At 68.0% G+C, this 21,153-nt stretch carries 23 protein-coding genes and 1 tRNA gene; 10 read left to right on the top strand and 14 right to left on the bottom strand.

Features of this window, described 5'->3' with window-relative positions:
- Window positions 1-15 precede the first annotated feature (15 nt).
- Window positions 16-354 carry a preprotein translocase subunit YajC gene (gene yajC, locus ACFE65_RS11630; RefSeq protein ID WP_375382523.1) on the bottom strand — a complete coding sequence of 113 codons (339 nt, stop codon included), beginning with the start codon at window positions 352-354 and terminating at the stop codon, window positions 16-18.
- 241 nt (window positions 355-595) lie between these two features.
- On the opposite strand from yajC, the gene ACFE65_RS11625 reads away from it, so the two are divergent.
- Window positions 596-672: transfer RNA gene (locus ACFE65_RS11625), tRNA-Pro, on the top strand.
- A gap of 144 nt (window positions 673-816) precedes the next feature.
- A complete protein-coding gene (locus tag ACFE65_RS11620) occupies window positions 817-1,431 on the top strand; it encodes a glutathione S-transferase family protein (RefSeq protein ID WP_375382522.1) in 615 nt (204 codons plus the stop codon).
- A gap of 54 nt (window positions 1,432-1,485) precedes the next feature.
- Here ACFE65_RS11620 and ACFE65_RS11615 read toward each other — a convergent pair whose 3' ends face one another.
- Window positions 1,486-1,734: a hypothetical protein gene (locus ACFE65_RS11615; protein ID WP_375382521.1), complete on the bottom strand. Its 249-nt coding sequence runs from the start codon at window positions 1,732-1,734 to the stop codon at window positions 1,486-1,488.
- Between the two features lie 148 nt (window positions 1,735-1,882).
- Here ACFE65_RS11615 and tldD point away from each other — a divergent pair, with 148 nt between their 5' ends.
- Entirely contained in the window at window positions 1,883-3,310 is a 1,428-nt protein-coding gene (tldD, locus tag ACFE65_RS11610) for a metalloprotease TldD (RefSeq protein ID WP_375382520.1), read from the top strand.
- 6 nt (window positions 3,311-3,316) lie between these two features.
- Here tldD and ACFE65_RS11605 read toward each other — a convergent pair whose 3' ends face one another.
- From ACFE65_RS11605 to ACFE65_RS11575, 7 genes are all read right to left on the bottom strand, one after another.
- Window positions 3,317-3,610 (bottom strand): CcdB family protein, encoded by a 294-nt coding sequence (locus tag ACFE65_RS11605; protein ID WP_375382519.1) that lies wholly within the window; start codon window positions 3,608-3,610, stop codon window positions 3,317-3,319.
- Window positions 3,610-3,849 carry a type II toxin-antitoxin system CcdA family antitoxin gene (locus tag ACFE65_RS11600; protein WP_375382518.1) on the bottom strand — a complete coding sequence of 80 codons (240 nt, stop codon included), beginning with the start codon at window positions 3,847-3,849 and terminating at the stop codon, window positions 3,610-3,612. Before ACFE65_RS11600 ends, ACFE65_RS11605 begins: the two co-directional genes overlap by 1 nt.
- Window positions 3,850-3,879: 30 nt before the next feature.
- Window positions 3,880-5,097, bottom strand: a complete 1,218-nt coding sequence (rlmN, locus tag ACFE65_RS11595; RefSeq protein WP_375382517.1) for a 23S rRNA (adenine(2503)-C(2))-methyltransferase RlmN — start codon at window positions 5,095-5,097, stop codon at window positions 3,880-3,882.
- A 139-nt stretch (window positions 5,098-5,236) separates the two neighbouring features.
- On the bottom strand, window positions 5,237-6,286 hold the full coding sequence (locus ACFE65_RS11590; protein WP_375382516.1) for a ferritin-like domain-containing protein: 1,050 nt from the start codon (window positions 6,284-6,286) through the stop codon (window positions 5,237-5,239).
- 31 nt (window positions 6,287-6,317) lie between these two features.
- Window positions 6,318-7,340, bottom strand: a complete 1,023-nt coding sequence (locus ACFE65_RS11585; protein ID WP_375382515.1) for a ferritin-like domain-containing protein — start codon at window positions 7,338-7,340, stop codon at window positions 6,318-6,320.
- 107 nt (window positions 7,341-7,447) lie between these two features.
- On the bottom strand, window positions 7,448-7,945 hold the full coding sequence (locus ACFE65_RS11580; RefSeq protein WP_375382514.1) for a hypothetical protein: 498 nt from the start codon (window positions 7,943-7,945) through the stop codon (window positions 7,448-7,450).
- A 23-nt stretch (window positions 7,946-7,968) separates the two neighbouring features.
- Window positions 7,969-8,604 carry a histidine phosphatase family protein gene (locus tag ACFE65_RS11575; protein WP_375382513.1) on the bottom strand — a complete coding sequence of 212 codons (636 nt, stop codon included), beginning with the start codon at window positions 8,602-8,604 and terminating at the stop codon, window positions 7,969-7,971.
- 167 nt (window positions 8,605-8,771) lie between these two features.
- Here ACFE65_RS11575 and dnaN point away from each other — a divergent pair, with 167 nt between their 5' ends.
- Complete coding sequence (gene dnaN, locus ACFE65_RS11570) at window positions 8,772-9,884, top strand: DNA polymerase III subunit beta (RefSeq protein WP_375382512.1); 1,113 nt, start codon at window positions 8,772-8,774, stop codon at window positions 9,882-9,884.
- 97 nt (window positions 9,885-9,981) lie between these two features.
- Here dnaN and ACFE65_RS11565 read toward each other — a convergent pair whose 3' ends face one another.
- Together ACFE65_RS11565 and ACFE65_RS11560 are read right to left on the bottom strand one after the other, a co-directional pair.
- Complete coding sequence (locus ACFE65_RS11565) at window positions 9,982-10,854, bottom strand: MipA/OmpV family protein (RefSeq protein ID WP_375382511.1); 873 nt, start codon at window positions 10,852-10,854, stop codon at window positions 9,982-9,984.
- Between the two features lie 206 nt (window positions 10,855-11,060).
- A complete protein-coding gene (locus tag ACFE65_RS11560) occupies window positions 11,061-11,891 on the bottom strand; it encodes a sterol desaturase family protein (RefSeq protein ID WP_375382510.1) in 831 nt (276 codons plus the stop codon).
- 132 nt (window positions 11,892-12,023) lie between these two features.
- Here ACFE65_RS11560 and crtY point away from each other — a divergent pair, with 132 nt between their 5' ends.
- The 6 genes from crtY to ACFE65_RS11530 all read left to right on the top strand — a co-directional run bounded on the left by crtY (window position 12,024) and on the right by ACFE65_RS11530 (window position 18,895).
- Window positions 12,024-13,190, top strand: coding sequence for a lycopene beta-cyclase CrtY (gene crtY, locus ACFE65_RS11555; protein ID WP_375382509.1), 1,167 nt, complete (start codon window positions 12,024-12,026; stop codon window positions 13,188-13,190).
- Window positions 13,187-14,689 carry a phytoene desaturase gene (locus tag ACFE65_RS11550; protein ID WP_375382508.1) on the top strand — a complete coding sequence of 501 codons (1,503 nt, stop codon included), beginning with the start codon at window positions 13,187-13,189 and terminating at the stop codon, window positions 14,687-14,689. Before crtY ends, ACFE65_RS11550 begins: the two co-directional genes overlap by 4 nt.
- 31 nt (window positions 14,690-14,720) lie before the next feature.
- Window positions 14,721-15,146 carry a hypothetical protein gene (locus ACFE65_RS11545; RefSeq protein WP_375382507.1) on the top strand — a complete coding sequence of 142 codons (426 nt, stop codon included), beginning with the start codon at window positions 14,721-14,723 and terminating at the stop codon, window positions 15,144-15,146.
- 198 nt (window positions 15,147-15,344) lie between these two features.
- On the top strand, window positions 15,345-15,926 hold the full coding sequence (locus tag ACFE65_RS11540) for a TIGR00730 family Rossman fold protein (RefSeq protein ID WP_375382506.1): 582 nt from the start codon (window positions 15,345-15,347) through the stop codon (window positions 15,924-15,926).
- Window positions 15,927-16,045: 119 nt separating this feature from the next.
- Window positions 16,046-17,005: a phytoene/squalene synthase family protein gene (locus ACFE65_RS11535; RefSeq protein WP_375382505.1), complete on the top strand. Its 960-nt coding sequence runs from the start codon at window positions 16,046-16,048 to the stop codon at window positions 17,003-17,005.
- 66 nt (window positions 17,006-17,071) lie between these two features.
- A complete protein-coding gene (locus ACFE65_RS11530; RefSeq protein ID WP_375382504.1) occupies window positions 17,072-18,895 on the top strand; it encodes an ABCB family ABC transporter ATP-binding protein/permease in 1,824 nt (607 codons plus the stop codon).
- A 45-nt stretch (window positions 18,896-18,940) separates the two neighbouring features.
- On the opposite strand, the gene metW is transcribed toward ACFE65_RS11530, so the two are convergent.
- Genes metW through ACFE65_RS11515 form a run of 3 tightly spaced genes read right to left on the bottom strand, consistent with a single transcriptional unit; the run spans window position 18,941 to window position 21,122 of the window.
- Entirely contained in the window at window positions 18,941-19,531 is a 591-nt protein-coding gene (gene metW / locus ACFE65_RS11525; protein ID WP_375382536.1) for a methionine biosynthesis protein MetW, read from the bottom strand.
- Between the two features lie 11 nt (window positions 19,532-19,542).
- Window positions 19,543-19,986, bottom strand: a complete 444-nt coding sequence (locus ACFE65_RS11520; RefSeq protein ID WP_375382503.1) for a GNAT family N-acetyltransferase — start codon at window positions 19,984-19,986, stop codon at window positions 19,543-19,545.
- Window positions 19,983-21,122 (bottom strand): homoserine O-acetyltransferase, encoded by a 1,140-nt coding sequence (locus tag ACFE65_RS11515; protein WP_375382502.1) that lies wholly within the window; start codon window positions 21,120-21,122, stop codon window positions 19,983-19,985. Before ACFE65_RS11515 ends, ACFE65_RS11520 begins: the two co-directional genes overlap by 4 nt.
- Window positions 21,123-21,153: the final 31 nt, after the last annotated feature.

The following is a 21,153-nucleotide window of genomic DNA, read 5'->3' as shown; positions in this document are numbered from 1 at the left end:
GTCAGTCGCCCCCGCTCAATCGTTCGCCGGCTTGGCGTTCGGGTTGGTCACCTCGGCGAGGGTCGACTTCACGACGCGGACGCGCGTGTTGGCGGCGATCTCCACCTCGACGATCTGGTCCTCGACGCGGGTGACGCGGCCGGTGACGCCGCCGGCGGTGACGACCTGATCGCCCTTCTTCACGTTCTCGATCATCGCGCGGAACGCCTTCTGGCGCTTCTGCTGCGGCAGCCACATGATGAAGTAGAAGGCGACGAGCACCAGCGCGAACGGCGCGAAAAACTGGATCAGGCCGGCCGCGCCGCCGCCGGTAGCGGCCGCGCCCGCCGTCTGCGCGTAAGCTGAGGGGATCAAGGATGGGGCCTTCGGACGATAGAGGGGATCGGGGAGGAGATGGGGCAGGGCGGACACGACGCGGGCCGGCGGCGCCGTCGCGCATCCGGCCCGTATCGTCCGGCTGCTATCACCGGACGCGCCGGGGTGCAACGGGCGTGCGCCGAACCCGGCGGCCGGCCGGCATGCGGCGGCTTGCATCGCCGGCCGCCCGAGCCTAAGGCCGGCGGCTCGGGGACCCGGCCACGCCGCCCCCGCCGGTCGGGGCGTAGCGCAGCCTGGTAGCGCATCACACTGGGGGTGTGGGGGTCGCAGGTTCGAATCCTGTCGCCCCGACCAAGTCTCTCGATAGTTTAGCGTCACGATCTGCTCCGACTGGTGTTCAGACGGAAGGGCAGACAGACCGACTGCTTCCGATCCCAGGCGAGCACCAGCTATTGCGGCATGCCGCGGGAGTCATCCTCTTGGCTAAGGACAATGGCCATGCTGCTCTATCAATTCAGGATGGGCACCAACCCCCGCCGGGTCATCATCTACATGGCCGAAAAGGGGATCGATGTTCCGCGCTATGAGCTGGATTACCATGGAGGGGAGCACCGCTCACCCGAATATCTGCGCATCAATCCGGCCGGACGCGCGCCAGCGCTCGTAACGGACGGCGGCGTTGCAATCACTGAATCGGGCGCCATTGTCGAATATCTCGAAGAGCTCCACCCACATCACTCGATGATAGGCACGGACCCGCTGTCGCGCGCCAAGGTCCGTGCTTTGGAGCGCGTTGGCAACGACCTTTGCGTCCGCTGTCAGGCCTGGCTCTGGAACTTGACCGATGCATTTGCCGCGAAGGAACCGGACCCATCGCGCCCACTGGCCGACAAGGTCTACAGATACGTCGAAGAGCTTCTCGACATCCTCGAAGCGAGCATTGGCGAAGCCAGGTTCCTCGCCGGAGGCTATGAGCCGACCATCGCTGACTGCACTACGTTCGCGATATTCCAAACCGCGCGCGAGCGGTTCGATCAGCCGCTTGGCAAGACGCATCATAAGCTGGATCGATGGTATCGTGACTTCAGACGTCGGCCAAGCGCCGATTATTGAGGAAGTCTCGGGAAACGCGAGCAAGCTTGAATGCCAGCGCAAGCGTCCGCACGATCAGCGTCTGGATAGCGGCAGTTGCGGTCGTGTCGGTGATGCCGGGACCACCGTCGCGTCACGTCCCCCCTCCTGCCGGTGCGCGAGCAGGACCGCGGCGAGGCTGATCGCCGCCGCCGCCGACAGCCAGGCGCCGGAGATGGCGTGGTCGCCCGTCCGTGTGATCAGCCAGGTGACGATGAACAACGTGAACCCGCCGGCCTCGCCCTGGATCGAGGCGAGCCGGTAGCGCCGGCGTCGATCATGCACAGGACGAAATGCGCGTAGGCCGTACACGGCACCCACAGCGCGTCGAACGGGATGATGGGACCGTCGGAACGGGCGGCGGGCGCAAGGGGAGCGGATTGCCGGTCGATCCTGGTTGTATGGTGGCGCGGATGGCTCCTATATCCTGGTCATGACAGCAGCCGCCGATCCCCGCTCGTTCCTCTACCGCGACGACCTTGACCCGGAGACCGCGCGGTCGCTCGTCGCCGACGCGCTTTCCCGTGCGGACGATGGCGAACTGTACCTCCAGTACAAGAAGTCGGAGGCGTTCGGGTTCGACGACGGACGGCTGAAGACCGCGTCCTACGACACGCAGGGCGGCTTCGGCCTGCGCGCGGTGGCGGGGGAGACGACCGCCTTCGCGCATGCGAGCGAGATGACGCCCGCCGCGATCCGCCGCGCGGCCGAGACGATGGCGCTGATCGACCCCACCGCCGCGCCCCGCGCGCCGGCGCCGCAGGGGACCAATCGCCACCTCTACACCGACGCCGATCCGCTCGACCTGGTGCCGTTCGCCGACAAGGTGAACCTGTGCCAGACCGTGGACGCCGCCGCGCGCGCCCGCGATCCGCGCGTCGCGCAGGTGTCGGTATCGCTGATGGGATCGTGGCAGGTGGTGGAGATCGTCCGCCCCGACGGCTTCGTCGCGACCGACGTGCGCCCGCTGGTGCGCCTCAACGTCTCGATCGTGGCGGAGCAGGGCGGCCGGCGCGAGACGGGCACCTATGGGATCGGCGGGCGGTATCTCTACGACCGCGTCATGGAGCCTGCGACATGGAACCGCGCGATCGACGAGGCGCTGGCGCAGGCGCTGGTGAACCTCGAATCGGTCGCGGCGCCCGCCGGTGAGATGACGGTGCTGCTCGGGCCCGGCTGGCCAGGCATCCTGTTGCACGAGGCGATCGGGCACGGGCTGGAGGGTGACTTCAACCGCAAGGGCACGTCCGCCTTTTCGGGCCGCATCGGCGAGCCGGTCGCGGCGCGCGGCATCACCATCGTCGACGACGGATCGCTGCCCGACCGACGCGGCTCGCTGTCGATCGACGACGAGGGCACGCCGACGCGCGAGACGGTGCTGATCGAGGACGGCATCCTCAAGGGCTACATGCAGGACCGGCTCAACGCCCGGCTGATGGGCGTGGCGGAGACGGGCAACGGCCGCCGCGAGAGCTATGCACACGCGCCGATGCCGCGGATGACCAACACCTTCATGAAGGCCGGCAAGGACGATCCCGCCGAGCTGCTCTCCCGTGTGAAGCGCGGCATCTTCGCCAAGAGCTTCGGCGGCGGGCAGGTCGACATCGTGTCGGGCAAGTTCGTCTTCTCCTGCACCGAGGCGTATCTGATCGAGGACGGCAGGATCGGCGCCCCGATCAAGGGCGCGACGCTGATCGGTGACGGACCGAGTGTGCTGACCAAGGTGACGGGCGTCGGCGACGACTTCGCGCTCGACGAGGGCATCGGCATGTGCGGCAAGGGCGGGCAGAGCGTGCCCGCCGGCGTCGGTCAGCCGACGCTGCTGGTGGAGGGGCTGACGGTCGGCGGGACGGCGGTCTGAGGCGGATCAGATACCGCTGACAAGCATGTCCAATGCGCGTTTGATATCGTATTCGTTACCCTCCAGCGAGCCGATCGCATCGGATAGCGAACGGCGTGGCACCGCGCCGGCAAACTCGGTCAGCATCATGAATTGCTCGCTTCCTACCGTCAGGACGGGATTGAGGCGGGCGGCTCCGCGCGGTGCGGTCGCGATCGGCTCGAGTGGCACCGTGAACCGTGTGGGCAGGTCGGCGAGCAGATCGGCCTGACAGTCGAGGATCAGACCGTCCGCGACGCGATAGACGTCGAATTGCGCCATCAGCGCACGCGCAATTCCGCATAGGGCATACCGCGATCCTCGAACCACGCGTTCGACGAGTCGATGGCCTCGCGATTTGCCTCCAACCACCTGCGCGCCCGTTCTTTCGTGACTTCATTGGCGAGCGCTTGACCGACGGTCTTCGATAGATTGATGCCCAGTTCTCGCGCTTCGGATACGATCTCGCGATCGAGAAGCAGATTGACTCGTTGGCGTGCCAGAACAGGATCGTGTTTCATGCGCACAACCTATGCGCATGCCGTGTCCTGTCAACCCAATGCCATCATCTTCGCTTCGGCCTGACGGTCCATCTCCGCGCGGCTCTGGCGTTCGGCGGCGGTCTTGAGCTGGCCGCAGGCCGCGTCGATGTCGCGGCCGCGGGGGCGGCGGATGGGGGCGGAGATGCCGCCCTCGAACACAATGTCGGAGAAGGCCCGCACCCGCTCGGGCGTCGAGCACTCATAGGGTGCGCCGGGCCAGGGATTGAACGGGATCAGGTTCACCTTTGCCGGCAGTTGATAATAGCGCAGCAGCCGGACCAGTTCATGCGCATCAGCGTCCGAGTCGTTCTTGTCGCGCAGCATGACGTACTCGAACGTGATCCGCCGCGCATTGTTGGCGCCGGGATAGTCGGCGCAGGCCTGCAGTAGCTCCTCGATCCCGTATTTGCGGTTCAGCGGCACGATCTCGTCGCGCACTTCCTTCGTCACCGCATGGAGCGACACGGCGAGGTTGACGCCGATCTCCTCGCCTGCGCGCGCCATCATCGGCACGACGCCCGATGTGCTGAGCGTGATCCGCCGCTTCGACAACGCAAGGCCGTCGCCATCCATCACGAGCCGCAGCGCGTCGCGGACCGCGTCAAAATTGTACAGCGGCTCGCCCATGCCCATCATCACGATGTTGGTGAGCATCCGGCCCTCGGGCTGGGACGGCCATTCGCCGAGCGAGTCGCGCGCCAGCATAACCTGGCCGACGATCTCGCCCGCCGTCAGGTTGCGCACCAGCCGCATCGTGCCCGTATGGCAGAACCGGCAGTTGAGCGTGCAGCCGACCTGGCTCGACACGCACAGCGTGCCCCGATCGGCATCGGGGATGAACACCATCTCGTAATCCTGCGCGTCGGGCGAGCGCAGCAGCCATTTGCGCGTGCCGTCGGCCGAGACCTGCGCCTCGACCACTTCCGGGCGCGAGATCGCGAAGCGTTCGGCGAGCCATGGGTGCTGCGCCTTGGCGATGTCGGTCATCTGCACGAACTGGGTCGCGCCGCGATTGTAGAGCCAATGCCAGATCTGCTTGCCGCGAAGCTTTGCCTGCTTCGGGTCCAGCCCGCCGGAAACGAGCGCGTCGCGCAACTGGTCCTTGGACAGGCCGATCAGGTCGATCCGGCCATCCGGACGAGGCGCGGGCGTGCGCGTCACCGGCACGGGATCAATGTGGCCCGGAATGGGCATGAAAGCGGCGGCGATCACAAACATCTGCGTCATGTAGGGCAAACTGGGCGAGACTCAAACATCGCGCCGCGCCGAGCAGGTGGTGCGAGTAGGCAGGTCACTTCACTGTCGCAGCAAAGGGGCCTCGCGACCGCTCGCGAGGCCCCATGCCGTTCCGACCTTCGCCTGATGATCAGGCGTTTGCGGTGCTGGTCTTGATGTTGCCGTTAATGCCGGCGGGAAAGAACCCACCCACCGTCACAGACGCCTTCGTCCCGTACACGATGTTGAGGACATTGCCGGCCGTTCGCCCGAAGACGATGCTGTTTGCATCGGTGGGGACGATGTTCGACGCCGGATAGACGATGCCGTTTGCCGTCACGGTGGTGATCGCCGACACGCCCTGATCGTCGTTCGCGTAAATCTGCGGCGGGCCGGCCGCCGTGATGTTGCCGTCAATCGAGTCGCGGAACGTCGCGATCTGGTTGGTGTAGGTGCGATCGGTCGGTGTCGCCACGCCACGCCGATAGAGCAGCGTGCGGATGAGACCCGAATGATAGGCCTCCGTCGCCAGAATGCCGGCCGCGGCATCGAGGATCACCGGGCTGGAGATGAGCGACGCCGAACCCTTGTAAGCCGTGACGCCGACATCGGTCAGCAGGAAGCCGCCGAGCAGCCAGTTGTCATCGGACGCATAGGGATCGAACGTGCCCGTCGCGCCGACGACGCCGGCGGCACGCGCCGCCGCAGTGAAGGCACCGGTCGCGCTGCCGTCGATGTTGATCGCCGGCTGAGCCACCGCCGCGCTGCCAAGTTGGCCACGCAGGAACAGGATGTGGCTGATCTCGTCCTGTGCGATCTCGCGGGCGTAGCTGGCGACGGTTGGGTCGGCGAAGGCGACCTGCCGCCCACCGACCACGGCACCCTGCGTTCCGGTGCCGCTGAGCAGCGTGGAGTTGGGTCCCTGGCCGAACGCCGCGAAGGAGTAGTAATTACCCTCCAGATACTCGAGGCTTAGCGCGAAGTTGAGGATGTCCACGTCGGACTGCACCGGACTGATGGCCGCGGGTGACGGGGTCGGCGATGCCGGGTTCGGCTGAGGGTCGCTGCCGCATGCGGACATCATCGACAGGCCGCCAGCCGCGGCGATGCCCGCGCTGGCCATCTTGATGAAGCGACGACGATCCGCACGACGGGCCGCGCCGATCTCCATCACTTCCTTTAGTGTCTCGTGATCGATCATAATATATCCCCTGAAAGCCGGTGGCCGTAGTTCAGCTGTTGGCAGTGCTGGTCTTGATGGTGCCGTTCAAACCGGCAGGGAAGAATCCGCCTGAGGCCGTCGATTTCAGGCTTGAGTTCAAATAGACGATGTTGAGCACCTGTCCTGCGGTACGGCCATAGGCAAGACCATTGGGATCGGTGGGCACGATGTTCGAGACGGTACCGACCGCATTCGCGATCTGAGCGATCCCCTGATCGTCGTCGGAGGTTCCGTCGACCGCATCGCGCACGTTCGAGATCGCCTCGGTCGCGGCGCGGATCGCGGGCGTCGCGACCGCGAACTGGTCGAGCGACGTCCGGACAATCGCGGCATGATAGGCTTCGACGGCCAGAATGCCGGCGGCGGCATCCAGATACGTCTTGTTGGTCAGCAGCGACGAGGCACCCCGATAGGCCGTCACGCCGACGTCCTCGAAGATGAACGAGCCGTACAGGAAGTTCACGTCATTGGCATACGCATCGAAGACGCTCGTCTGCGCCACGCCCGCGGCAGCCGATGAGATCAGACCCGCCGCGCGCGCCGCACTGCTGAACGCACCGGTGGGCGTGATGCCGACGTCGAGCACGGGCTGTGCCACCGCCGCCGTGCCAAGCGCCGCGCGCAGGAACGTCACGTGGTTGAGCTCGTCCGCCGCGATCTCGCGGGCATAGGCCTGAACGCCTGGGTCCGAGAAGGTCACCGCGCGAGCACCCGCGTTGAGCAACACGCCGTTCGACGTAGCCGCATTGGCCGGGACGCCGACCGTGGCGCCATTGCCGCTGTTGATCGACGTCGCCGGGATGGGCGTGCCGAACGCGGCGTAGTAATAGAAGTTCGACTCGAGATACTCGAGGTTGAGCGCGAAGTTCAGGATGTCCGCATCCGTCAGCGTCTGCGCCTGAGCCGCGCTGGCGAACGCCAGCCCGGTCCCGACCGCCGCAGCGCCCATGATCGTCGTGAACAACGCTCGACGATCGGACCGGCGCTGTACGCGCGCGTCGAAGACATCGATCAAGTCTTGGCTGTCGGTCATGGAAGTTGCGTCCCTTTGTAGCGTCTCGACAACCGCTTGATGGCGGCCACGTTCCGTCGTTGTACAGTGCCCGGATAATTCCGCAACAAATTGCAATACATACTGATCTACGTTTTGGTCCTGATCCTGGCTGTCGACGGATCGCCTGATCTGGAGCAGCCAAGCGCCGCGGCATCGATGGCGGTCGCGGCGCCGGCGAGCAGATAGCTATCGGCGAACGGCTCTCCCCGCGCGCTGATTGCGGCGATGCTCAGGCTATGCTCGCTGCGCAGCGCGGCCACCAGCGCGTGGTCCGTCGCGGGATCAGGGCTCCAGACGCCGCTGCCCTCGCCCACCAGTCGGAAGCGCCGGTCGCCGACGCTGAGCGTCACCGGCGTGCCGGCTGCGCGGGCAGCGGACAGTCGGACAAACACGACGTCGCGCCGGTGGCGGCCGGGCCAGAGCGCGACGCTCGCGAACGGACGCCATGTCGGGTGCCGGCCGGTCCGCGCCGGAACCGCGGTAGCGACGCAGCGGTCGGGCGACCGGTCGCGGAACGCTCCCCACCCGCCGAACACGCCAAGCGATTCGCGCGTCGCGCCGACGCTCGCGACTCCGATCTTCATCGCCAAAGCCAGCGCCGCCAGCATCATGCGGGTGCGTAGCCCGTTCCCAGATGCGCGATCGTCTCGAGCCCGCCCTCGGCGAGTACCACCGATCCCTGCGGCAATCCCCCGGCGACGGGCGCACCCACCCGCTCGTCCGGCCGTGCCCCCGCCATCACGCCGCGCAGGACTCGGCTCGATATCCCGTGCATGACGACCAGCCGGTCGCCGGGATCGGCGGCGGTGTCCGCGAGCCAGCCTGCAGCCCGAGCCGCGACTGCGCGGTACGGCTCGCCGTCCGGGGCGGGGCGGAGCACGCCGCCTGTCAGAATCATCGGGCCTTCTTCCGCGATCACATCGGCATAATAGCGGCCGCCCCAGCTCCCCATGCCGATCTCGACCAGCCTTGGGTCGGTGTGCGCGCCGTGCCAGTCGAGGCCGAGGTGTTCGGTGATCACCGCCAGCGTCTGCAGCGCCCGTCCGGTCGGCGACGCCCACAGCGTCAGGACCGGCCTGGGACCCAGGATGGCCACGAGAGCCTGCCCCATCTCGTCCGCCTGCGCGAAGCCCGCCCGCGTCAGCGGCGTGTGCGGCGCCTCGCCCTGCAACCGATGCGCGGCGTTGAACACGGTCTCGCCATGACGTGCGATGAAGTCCCGGCCCTGGCGTGTCGGCGTCATGCGTCGGGAGCGTAGCGGGGCGATGGCGGGCGGCAAGCCCGTTAACGTCCCGCTTACCGTCGCGCCGCAAGGTAGGGACGGCGGGCGGCGCTTGCCGTACGGGTCGGCACCCTTGTAGGGTCGCCGCCCAGAACGGCGCGGACTCGCGCGCGGGAGATGGTGACGGCATGAAGGCGACGATCGAACGCGCGACGCTCTTGAAGGGGTTGAGCCATGTCCAGTCGGTGGTGGAGCGCCGCAACACGATCCCGATCCTGTCGAACGTCCTGATCGAGGCGACGGCGGACGGCGCGCTCAAGCTGATGGCGACCGACCTCGACCTACAGATCAACGAGCGGATCGGCGCGGCGGTCGACCAGCCCGGCTCGACGACCGTGTCCGCGCACACACTGTTCGATATCGCGCGCAAGCTGCCGGAGGGCTCGCAGGTCCTGCTGTCGGCGGCGGAGGGACGGATGGCGATCGTCGCCGGCCGCGCGCGCTTCAGCCTGGGCACGCTGCCGCGCGAGGACTTCCCGGTGATCGCCGAGGGCGAGCTGCCGACGCAGTTCGAACTTCCGGCGGCGACACTGAAGCAGCTGATCGACAAGACCCGGTTCGCGATCAGCACGGAAGAGACGCGCTATTATCTGAACGGCATCTTCCTGCACGTCGCCAAGGAGACGCCGCCTGTGCTGAAGGCGGCGGCCACCGACGGGCACCGCTTGGCGCGTGTCACCCTGCCGCTGCCCCCGGGCGCGGAGGAGATGCCGGACGTGATCGTGCCGCGCAAATGCGTGGCCGAGCTGCGCAAATTGCTCGACGAGGCCGACGGATCGGTCGGCGTGTCGCTGTCGGGCACCAAGATCCGGTTCGATCTGGGGCAGGCGGTGCTCACCTCCAAGCTGATCGACGGGACGTTCCCGGACTATTCCCGCGTGATCCCGACGGGCAACGACAAGATCCTGAAGCTCGATCCCCGCGGGTTCGAGGACGGGGTGGACCGCGTTTCCACCATCGCGACCGAGAAGACGCGCGCGGTGAAGATGGCGCTCGATCGCGACCGGATCACGCTGTCGGTCACCAGCCCGGAGAACGGCACGGCGGCGGAGGAGGTGCCCGGTGACTATAGCGCGGCGCCGTTCGAGATCGGGTTCAACTCGCGCTATCTGCTCGACATCCTCGGCCAGATCGACGGCGATGTGGTGGAGGTGCACCTGGCCGACGCCGCCGCCCCGACGCTGATCCGCGAGAACGATCAGGCGGCGGCGCTGTACGTGCTGATGCCGATGCGTGTGTAGCGGGTTCCCGCCCGGCAACTCGGTCGGCGAAAACGACGAAGGGCCGCATGATCGCTCGTGCGGCCCCTGTTCGTTGGGCTCCAGCCGCCGGCGGCGCCTAGAAGGTATAGGCGAGGCCCACCGCGCCGAGCCACTGGTTGCCCGATCCGGCGATGCGGATTAGCGGGCTATTGCCGACATCGCCCATCATCGTCGTGTAGGTGCCGCCCGCGACGGCCTTGAACCCGTGCAGCAAATTGCCCGTGAGCGAATAGGTCGCCAGGCCGCCGACTGTGAAGCTCTTCCACCCCGAATTGGGATAATAGACCGGCAGGCCGCTCGCCAGGCTCTGCTGCGGCGTGACGCCGAAGTAAGTGCGGGCATAGCCGGTGCCGACGTGATCGGCCGACGCGAAGAACGCGACCGCCGCCTTCAGGCTGAGCGGGGTCAGATAGTTGATCGACGGCGTGATCACATTGCTGTCGCTGACGTTGCTGAGGTCGTGGCGATAGCTGACGCTGACCGACAGCTTGTCATAGGGGCTGGTGATGATGCCGGTCTTGCCGAAGCCGACGAACCCGCCGACCTCGAACGCGGTGCCGAGCTTGCCGAGCGCGCGCACACGGGGATCGTCGATGTCGCTCAGGGTCTCGCGGTCGAAGTTCACGACCACCACCGGCCCGAGCTGGAAGTCGTAGTTCGAATGCCTGCTGTCGGGGATCAGGTCGAGGTTGAACCGGTTGCCGATCAACTGGAAGTTGAATCCCTTGTACGATCCGATCGCTGCGGGAGCCGCAGTGAAGCGATAGTCCTTCGACCCCTCATAATCCGGCAGGTATACGCCGCCGCCACCGATCGTGAGCGTATCCTTGGCGAGACCGGCCGCGATCGCCTGGTCGGGCGAGGGTGGGGCGCCGGTCGCGTCCTGCGCAAGCGAAGGCGTCGCCGTGAGGGCACCGGTCAGAACGGCAAGGATGGGGAAAAGGCGCACGGGCAAGGCTCCGGTCATGAACTTGTTGCCGCCCAGAACGCCGCAGACGCCGCTAGGCTCCGACCGCGGAGGCTAGCGAATGTATCGAATCAACACCTGTTGCACTTGTGCAACATTTCTGACCACGCAGGACGCGAGATTGGCGGGGTGCGTAGTAAGGCAGACGCGCAACAAGCCGTGCGCGGCGCGGACGGTCGATTGCGACGTCAAGCCGCGCGACGGGAGCGGTCCCGCCGACCAGCGGCACGGCGACCCGCAGCCCGGCTGCCTGCGCCAAGCACCGTCTGGCCCTGTCCCGACTGCCGCGCATGGCTGCGCTCAAAGTCCCCGACGCCACGGTCGGTGCCGCAGATCATGTCCCACCAGCGGAAATAAAGTCCGAAATTGCACGCATATTGTTCGTGATGCCGCTGATGGTGGCTTGCGGTGATGAGCCAGCGCCCGATCGGACCGCGCCAGAATATGGCCGGAAACATCTCCCAGCCCATGTGGTTGGTCACGCCCATGACGGTCATCACCATCAGCACGATCCCGAGCGCGGCGACATGGATCGGGATGAACAGCACCAGGAGCGGGATCGCCACGGCGCCGGTCAGCGCCTCGATCGGATGGAACGCCATGGCCGCCCAGGCGGTCGGCGGCCGGCTGGCGTGGTGGACGGCGTGGGCGAGCCGGAACGGGCGGGGCCGGTGCATCCAGCGATGCGTCCAGTAGAACCAGGTGTCGTGGAGCGCGAGATAGAGGAACACCGACACCGGCAGGTACCAGACCGGATGCGCATGGACGTCCGTGTAGACGCGCGTCCACCCGCGATGCTGCCATCCCCACGCGAGCACGCCCGCCGGCACGCCGTAGATGGCGGCCGACGCGAGGCTCCAGCCGATCTCGCGCCGCATCTGGCGGTCGAGGCCCGCGTAGAGGCCCGGGTGACGCAGCCGCGTCGCCAGCGCGAACCCGCCCGAGGCGAGCAGGTAACGGACGCCCACGATGACGGTCATCGCCAGCGCGGACAGGAGGATAGCGACCGCTACGGACATGGTCGATGACGTAGCGCTTCCACGTCGTTCAGGCCAGCGAGCGATGCCATGTCGGTTGAGCGATGTTGCCGCCCACGCAGTCGCGCCGCTCCAGCCCTTTCGATATGCCTGTCCAGCCGCTAGATACGGGCGATGGCGTCCACCATCCGCTGTGACCTCGCGATCCTGGGCGGGGGCCTTGCCGGCGGGCTGATCGCGCTCGCGGCGGCGAAGGCGCGGCCGGGCGTCTCGATCCGGCTGGTGGAGGCGGGGGAGACGCTGGGCGGCAATCACGTCTGGTCGTTCTTCGGCGCGGACGTCGCGCAGGCCCATCGCCCGATCGTCGAGCGGCTGGTGGCCCATGCCTGGTCCGGCTACCGCGTCCGCTTCCCCGGACATGAGCGGGTGCTGGGCGAGCCCTATCATTCGATCACCTCCGACCGGTTCGATGCGGCGGTGCGGGCGGCATTGCCGGCGAACGCGCCGATGACCGGGCGCCGCGTGCTCGCCGCCAGCGCCACCGCCGCCGTGCTCGCCGACGGCGACCGGATCGAGGCGGCGGGCGTTATCGACGCGCGCGGGGCCGCCGACCTGTCGCTGCTCGACCTCGCCTGGCAGAAGTTCGTCGGCCGCGAACTGGCGCTGGACGCGCCGCACGGGCTCGACCAACCGGTGGTGATGGACGCCACGGTGGATCAGATCGACGGTTATCGCTTCGTCTACACGCTGCCGTTCGGCGAGCGGGCCGCGTTCGTCGAGGACACCTACTACAGCGACACGCCCGATCTCGACGGCGACGCGCTCGATAGACGGATCGACGCCTATGCCACCGCGCAGGGCTGGCGGGTGACGGGCCGCAGCCGGCGCGAGGCGGCGGCACTGCCGGTGGCGCTGGGCGGCGATTTTGAGGGTTATTGGCGTTCGGGCGGCAAGGGCGTCGCGAAGGCGGGGATACGTGCGGGGCTGTTCCATCCCACCACCGGCTATTCGCTGCCCGATGCGGTGCGCACCGCCGCGCTGATTGCAGGCGCGAGCGACTGGTCAGGGCCGGCGCTCCATGACCTGCTGCACGATCATGCGCGCCGCACCTGGGCCGCCCGCGGCTTCTATCGCCTGCTCGATCGGATGCTGTTCCGCGCCGCCGAGCCCGACGAGCGCTTCCGCGTTCTGGAACGCTTCTACCGCCTCGACCCCCAACTTATCGGACGCTTCTATGCCGCTCGCTCCACATTTCTCGACAAGGCCCGGATCTTGAGCGGACGTCCTCCCGTGCCGGTGACCCGCGCGCTCCGGGCGATATCGATGAGGGCGGCGGCATGAGCCGCGGCCCCGCCACCCCGCTCCGCTCCGCGATCGTCATCGGTGCGGGCTTCGGCGGCCTCGCGCTCGCGATGCGGCTGCAGTCCGCGGGCGTGCAGACGACGATCGTCGAGTCGCGCGACAAGCCCGGCGGCCGCGGTTATTACTGGGAGCGCGACGGGTTCACCTTCGATGCCGGCCCGACCGTCATCACCGATCCCGGCTGCCTTCGGGAGCTGTGGGCGCTGTCCGGCCGCGACATGGCCGACGACGTGACGCTGGATTCGGTGCTGCCCTTCTATCGCCTGAACTGGGCGGACGGCACCAATTTCGACTACACCAACGACGATGCGATCCTGTTCAGCGAGATCGCCAAGCTCAACCCCGATGACGTCGAGGGTTACAAGAAGTTCCTCGTCTACTCGGCCGGCGTGTTCAAGGAAGGTTACCAGAAACTCGGTAACGTCGCGTTCCTTGACTTCGCGTCGATGATCAAGGCCGCGCCCGCGCTCGCGAAATACCAGGCGTGGCGGTCGGTCTATTCGATGGTGTCGTCGTTCGTGAAGTCGGAGAAGCTGCGCGAGGCGTTGAGCTTCCACACGCTGCTCGTCGGCGGCAACCCGATGACGACCAGCGCGATCTATGCGCTGATCCACAAGTTGGAACGCGATGGCGGCGTGTGGTTCGCCAGGGGCGGGACCAACCGGCTGATCGCCGGCATGGTCACGCAGTTCGAGCGGCTGGGCGGCGAGTTGCGCCTGGCGGATCCGGTCGTCGAGATCGAGACGCTGGGCGATCGCGTCACCGGCGTGCGCACGCAGAGCGGCTGGCAGGGGCAGGCCGATGCGGTCGCGGCGAACTCCGACATCATGCACACCTATCGCGATCTGCTCTCCACGTCGCGCAGCGCCAAGCGGACGACCGCGCGGCTGGAGCGCAAACGCTACTCGCCGTCGCTTTTCGTCGTCCATTTCGGGGTGAAGGGAACCTGGCCGGGCATCCCTCACCACATGATCCTGTTCGGGCCGCGCTATAAGGCGCTGCTGGAGGACATCTACGACAACGGCGTGCTGTCGTCGGACTTCTCGCTGTACCTCCATCACCCGACCGTCACCGACCCGAGCCTCGCGCCCGAGGGGATGAGCACATTCTACGTGCTCGCCCCGGTGCCGCACATGGGCAAGTTCCCGGGCGACTGGGACGAGGTCGGCCCGCTGCTCGAAAAGCGCATCCTGGACGAGGTGGGCAGGCGGCTGATCCCAGACATCCACGAGCGGATCGTGACCAAGTTCAGCTATTCGCCCGCGGACTTCGGCACTGATCTCAACGCGCATCTGGGCAGCGCGTTCAGCCTCGAGCCGGTGCTGCAGCAGAGCGCCTATTTCCGCGTCCACAACCGCGACGATTCGATCCCCAACCTGTACTTCGTCGGGGCGGGCACACACCCGGGCGCGGGCATACCCGGCGTGGTCGGCAGCGCGAAGGCGACGGCTGCGCTGATGCTGTCGGGGGCCGGATGATCCCCAGAGTGGTTCGACGATCAAGGGATTGTTGAACCTTCGCTTCCAGGCTGGCGACATGGAAGACGGCAGCTACACGATTGAGGTCGACGTGCCCAACAGGCTCCTGTTGCTGGAGCTTGTCGGGTTCTGGTCCGCCGACACCGCTTTGGCCTTCGGGCGCGATGTCCATGCTGCGACGCGGCGGATCGGCGTACGGCCGCATCAGCATCTGACGCTCGCCGACCTGTCGCGGTTCAGTCTCCAGCCGCAGGTCGTGGTCGGCATCTGCCGCGCGCTGATCGTCGATGCGCGGCTGCCGTCCCGGCGGCTCGCGGTCGTCGCGGGCGAGGGCCTCGCGCGCATCCAGATCAAGCGCGTTCTGGTCCGCGACCGGATGGAGGTATTCTCCGATCGGTCGTCGGCGATGAACTGGTTGCTGACGGACGAGACGGCGGCCGTACGCCGCATGGCCTAGATTCTGTTTGGAAACGCGCGAAAGAGCACGTTTCGAGGCGGTGCCGGCCCGCTCCCCCTCCCGGCCACCCACACGGTACTCTGATGGGTGGCCGGGAGGGGGAGCGGGCCGGCACCGCCAAAACGCGCCTTGGCGCGTTTCCAACGGACCCCTAGCCTCCGCTTGTTCGACGGCGCGCCATGGCCTAGCGCGACCCCCATGAAGCGACTGGCCGTCTATTGTGGCTCCGCCACGCCCGCCGATCCCGTCTACATGGCCTGCGGGCGCGACGTTGGCGCGGGGCTGGCGGGCCGTGGGATCGGCGTCGTCTATGGCGGCGGGCGGCTGGGGCTGATGGGCGCGGTGGCGGACAGCGCGCTGGCGGCGGGCGGCGAGGTGATCGGCGTGATCCCGCAGGCGCTGGTCGACGCGGAGGTCGCGCATCGCGGATTGACGCGTATCCACATCGTCGAGGGTATGCACCAGCGCAAACAGGCATTCACCGATCTGTCGGACGGCTTCGTCACCATTCCGGGCGGCACGGGCACGATGGACGAATTGTGGGAGGCGCTGTCCTGGGCGCAGCTCGGCTATCACGCGAAGCCGGTCGGGTTGCTCAACGTCGCGGGCTATTACGACGAGATCGTCGCATTCTGGGCGAAAATGGCCGGCGTCGGCTTCCTGCGCCCGCAGCACCGCGATCTGCTGATCGTCGCCGACACGCTCGACGTGCTGCTGGAGCGGATGGCGGCGCATGTGCCGACCCAGCCGATCGTGGCGATGCGGGCGAGTGATCTTTGAGGAATTTCCTTAAACCTCACCCCCGTTCAGGCTGAGCTTGTCGACGCCCTGTCCTTCTTTTCTGAGCGCGGAAGAAGGACAGCCCTTCGACAAGCTCAGGGTGAACGGTAGAGAGGGTCGTGGCTTCTTCCAAAATCGTCTGCACCGTCGCTCGTGCCGAGACCGTCGCAGCCGCGCGCACATCGATCGCGGTGGGTTCGAAGAGTTTCGCCGCCGCCTCGAAGCTGTTCGCGCCCGCGGTGCGCGAGCGGGCGTGGCTGCTCTACGCCTGGTGCCGGCGGTGCGACGATCTGGCGGACGGGCAGGTGGCGGGGCATGGGATGCGGCGGCTTGACGACGCGCCCGAGCGGCTCGCGGCGATCACTGCGATGACGGAGGCAGCGCTCGCGGGCGAGGTCGTCGGCGATCCGCCGTTCGACGCGTTGCGCCTCGTGGTCGCGGAGACGCGCATGCCGCCCCGGCTGCCGCGCGACCTCGTCGCCGGCTTCGCGCTCGACGCGGAGGACTGGCGGCCGCGCACCGAGGACGACCTCTACCGCTATTGCTACCATGTCGCGGGCGCGGTCGGTTGCATGATGGCGGTGGTGATGGGCGTGGCACCCGACGACGCGGCGACGCTCGACCGCGCCTGCGACCTCGGCATGGCGTTCCAGCTCGCCAACATCGCGCGCGACCTGAGCGAGGACGATGCCGCCGGGCGCTGCTATCTGCCCACGCAGTGGCTGGCCGAGATCGACGTGCCGCCGGGCGAGCTGATGCGGCCCTCCTATCGCCCGCGCGTCGCGATGCTCGCAAGGCGGCTGGCGATCCGCGCCGCGGCGTTCGAGGCGAGCGCGCGCCACGGCACGCCGGCGCTGTCGTTCCGCTCGGCCTGGGCGGTGCTGGCCGCGGCGGCGATCTATGGCGCGATCGGCCGCGAGGTGGCGCGGCGCGGCGAGCGGGCATGGGACACGCGGGTGTCGACGTCGGGTGCGGACAAGCTCCGCTTCATCGCCCGTGCCGCCGCGCAGGCCACGCGCCGGCGACGGCTCTACCCGCCAACTCCCCGCGATCCGGCTTTGTGGACGCGCCCGCGATAGATCCACGCGACCCGCAGTCCTCCACCCGCTTTCGGCGGCACGCTTCTGCCCCCATATCCTGATCCGATGCCTCCTCTCGCGATGACTCCCTCGACGCCCGACCGGCCGCTGCTGCCGACGCTCCGGCGCTTTCTCCCCTATCTGTGGCCGGCGGGCGAGCCGATGCTGCGCGCGCGGATCGTCGGCGCGATGCTGCTGGTGCTCGCGTCCAAGCTGACGCAGGTCTACCTCATCGCCTATTCGCTTAAATGGGCGGTGGACCGGATGGCGCAGGGGCAACGCGGTGCGGGATGGACGGTGATGGCGCTGGTCGCGGGCTACGCCGCCGCGCGCTTCTCGACCACGTTGTTCGACAATATGCGCAACGCGGTGTTCGAGCGGGTGGGGCAGGACGCGACCCGCCGCCTCGCGGCGCGTGTGTTCCGCCACCTGCACCAGTTGAGCCTGCGTTTCCACCTGGAGCGGCGCACCGGCGCGGTGACGAAGGTGGTGGAGCGCGGCACCAAGAGCATCGACACGATGCTGTACTTCCTCCTCTTCAACATCGCGCCCACGGTGCTGGAGCTGGCGCTGGTGCTCAACATCTTCCGCGGCAGTTTCGGCTGGCCGCTGGTGGTGGCGACGGCGGCGATCGTGGTCGTCTACATCTGGTTTACCCGGATGGTGACCGATTGGCGCAACGCGCTGCGCACGCGGATGAACGACCTCGATACCGGCGCGGTCGCGCACGCGGTCGACTCGCTCCTGAACTTCGAGACGGTGAAGTATTTCGGCGCGGAGGAGCGCGAGGCGCGCCGCTACGAGGACGCCGTGTCCGCCTATGCGCGCGCGGCGACCAAGTCGGAGAACTCGCTCGCGTGGCTCAACGTCGGCCAGGGGTTCATCACCAACGCGATGATGGGCGGCGGCATGGCGTTCGTCGCCTGGGGCTGGAGCCGCGGGCGGTTCTCGCCGGGCGACGTGGTGTTCGTCTCGACGTTGCTGACCCAGCTGTTCCGTCCGCTCGACCTGCTCGGCATGGTCTATCGCACGATCCGCCAGGGCGCGATCGACATGGGCGCGATGTTCGACCTGGTCGACACGCCCGCCGAGATCAACGACGCCGCCGACGCGCAACCGCTCGAGGTGCGCTCGGGCCATGTCCGGTTCGAGAACGTGCGCTTCGGCTATGACGCGGACCGCGAGATACTGAAGGGCGTGACGCTCGACGTCGCCGCCGGCACGACCGTCGCGGTGGTGGGATCGTCCGGCGCCGGCAAATCGACGCTCGCGCGGCTGATGTACCGCTTCTACGACCTGACCGGCGGGCGGATCACGATCGACGGGCAGGACATCGCCGAGGTATCGCAGGCCAGCTTGCGCGCCGCGATCGGCATCGTCCCGCAGGACACGGTGCTGTTCAACGACACGATCGGCTACAACATCGCCTATGGCCGGGAGGGCGCCGGCGCGGACGAGATCGCGCGCGCGGCGGAAGGCGCGGCGATCGCGGGCTTCATCGAGCGGCAGAGCGACGGCTATGCGACCCGCGTCGGCGAGCGTGGCCTGAAATTGTCGGGCGGCGAGAAGCAGCGCGTCGCGATCGCGCGCACATTGGTAAAGAACCCGCCGATCCTGATCCTCGACGAGGCGACGAGCGCGCTCGACAGCCGGACGGAGGCAGACATCCTCGACACGCTGGAGGCGGTGGAGCGCGGCCGCACCACCATCGTGATCGCGCACCGTCTGTCGACGGTCGTCCACGCCGACAAGATCGTCGTGCTCGACGGCGGCCGCATCACCGAGGCGGGCACCCACGCCGAGCTGCTGCGCCTGGGCGGGCTCTACGCCGAGATGTGGACCCGCCAGGCCGAACAGCGGCAGGAGGGGGAGCCGCTGGCGGCGGAGTGACCGGGACGCGACGGACCCGAACGGCCGTCGGTATGCCGGTAGCCGTCAACCCTGCCGCAGCAGGAAAACCGCATGCTCGGCGCGGAAATTGGCGGCGGCGGCGGTTGTCGTCTGGTCGCCGTTGAGGAACCAGGCGCCCTCCACCGCGACGTCGCGCTCGCGCAGAAAGGCGCGGAAGTCGTCGATGGTGACGTGATGGATGTTGGGCGTGTCGTACCAGCGTTCGGGCAATTGCCGCGTCACCGGCATCCGCCCGCCCCACAACAGGCTCAGCCGCACGCGCCAGTGCGCGAAATTGGGGAAGGACACGAACGCGCGCCGCCCGATCCGCAGGAGCTGGTCGAGCACCAGATGCGGCGAGCGCGCGGTCTGCAGCGTCTGGCTCAGGATCGCATAGTCGAAGCTTCCGTCGGGATAGTCGGCGAGGTCGACGTCCGCGTCGCCCTGCACCACCGACAGGCCGCGTGCGACGGCGGCGGCGACGTTGCCCGCGTCGATCTCCAGCCCGCGCGCGTCCACGCCCCGGCCGTCGCGCAGCGCCGCCATCAGCGCGCCGTCACCGCAGCCGACATCGAGGACGCGGGCCCCGGTCGAGACATGGTCGGCGATGACCGCGAGGTCCGGGCGTAGCGCGATCATCGCATCGGTCATGGCGCGGTCGCCAAGGCGGCGGCAAAGGCGGGGTCGAGCCGCTCCATCCACCGCTCGGGCCGCAACGGCGTGCGGAAACTCAGCGGCTCGTACACGCCATGCGCGTCGGCTGTGACGAGCCCGACGCGGCGGATGCCGGCGAAGCCGGGATGGTCGAGGAACCAGCGCACCATTGCCCGCCCGACGCCCCGGCCGCGCCCGCGCTCGTCGACCCAAACGTCCGCGATCCACGCAAAGGTCGCATGATCGGTGATCGCGCGCGCGAAGCCGACCTGCTCCCCGCCGTCCGCAGCGCCGTCATAGGCGCCGAGGCAATGCGACCCGGCGATCGCCCGATCCACCAGCGACCGCTCGACGCCGGGCGACCAGTAACTCGACGCGAGCCAGCCGTGGATGCGCGCGACGTCCAGCCGCGCCCGATCATCGCTATACTCGATCATCCGTCCGCCCTCAGGAACCCGTCGACCACCCGGTTGAGCTCGGGCGAGTCGAGCAGGAACGCGTCATGACCATAGGGGCTGGACAGCTCGACGAAGCTCGCCCGCGCGCCGGCCGCGTTGAGCGCATGGACGATGCGGCGCGACTCGGTCGTCGGGTAGAGCCAGTCGGTGTCGAAGCTGACGAGGCAGAAGCGCGCAGGGACCGCGCGGAACGCGTCGGCCAGCCGACCGCCATGCTCCTCGGCCAGGTCGAAATAGTCCATCGCGCGGGTGATGTAGAGATAGCTGTTGGCGTCGAACCGATCGACGAAGGCGATCCCCTGGTGGCGCAGATAGCTTTCGACCTGGAAATCCGCGTCGAAGCCGAAGCTCTTGGCCTCCCGCGACTGCAACCGGCGACCGAACTTCTCGGTGAGCCCGGCTTCCGACAGGTAGGTGATGTGCGCGGCCATGCGCGCGACCGCGAGCCCGGCGGCGGGCGGTTCGTTGGACGCGTAATAGTCGCCGCCGCGCCAGAGCGGGTCCGCCATCACCGCCTGCCGGCCGACCTCGTGGAAGGCGATGTTCTGCGCGGTGTGGCGCGCGGTGGCGGCGATGACGACCGCGGCCTCGACCCGATCCGGGAAGGTCGCGGGCCAGGACAATGCCTGCATCCCGCCCATCGACCCGCCGACCACCGCGCGCAGCCGCGCGACGCCCAGATGATCGAGCAGCAAGCCTTGCGCGCGTACCATGTCGCGGATCGTGATGACGGGGAACGCCATGCCCCAGTGCGCGCCGCTCGCCGGATCGACGCTCGCCGGGCCCGACGATCCCATGCAGCTGCCCAGCACGTTGGCGCACACGACGAAGTGGCGCGCAGGGTCGATCGGTCGCCCTGCGCCCACCATCCGCGTCCACCAGCCGGGCTTGCCTGTGCGCGGATGGATGGAGGCGACATGCTGGTCGCCGGTCAGCGCGTGGCAGATCAGGATCGCGTTGCCGCCGTCGGGCGCGAGCGTGCCATAGGTTTCGTACGCGATCTCGACGGGCGACAGCGACCCGCCGCCGTCGAGCGGCAACGGTCCGGGCAGCACCACCTGTCGCACGAGACCGTAACGCCGGTCGAGATCTGAAGGCAGGGAAGCGGTCGCCACGCCGGACGGGTGCGACGCGCGGGGCCGGACG

Origin of the sequence: uncultured Sphingomonas sp., assembly GCF_964237335.1 — a bacterium.
Taxonomy (GTDB): domain Bacteria; phylum Pseudomonadota; class Alphaproteobacteria; order Sphingomonadales; family Sphingomonadaceae; genus Sphingomonas.
The sequence above is the reverse complement of the archived record's forward strand: the minus strand, read 5'-3'. Positions and strand labels throughout refer to the sequence as shown.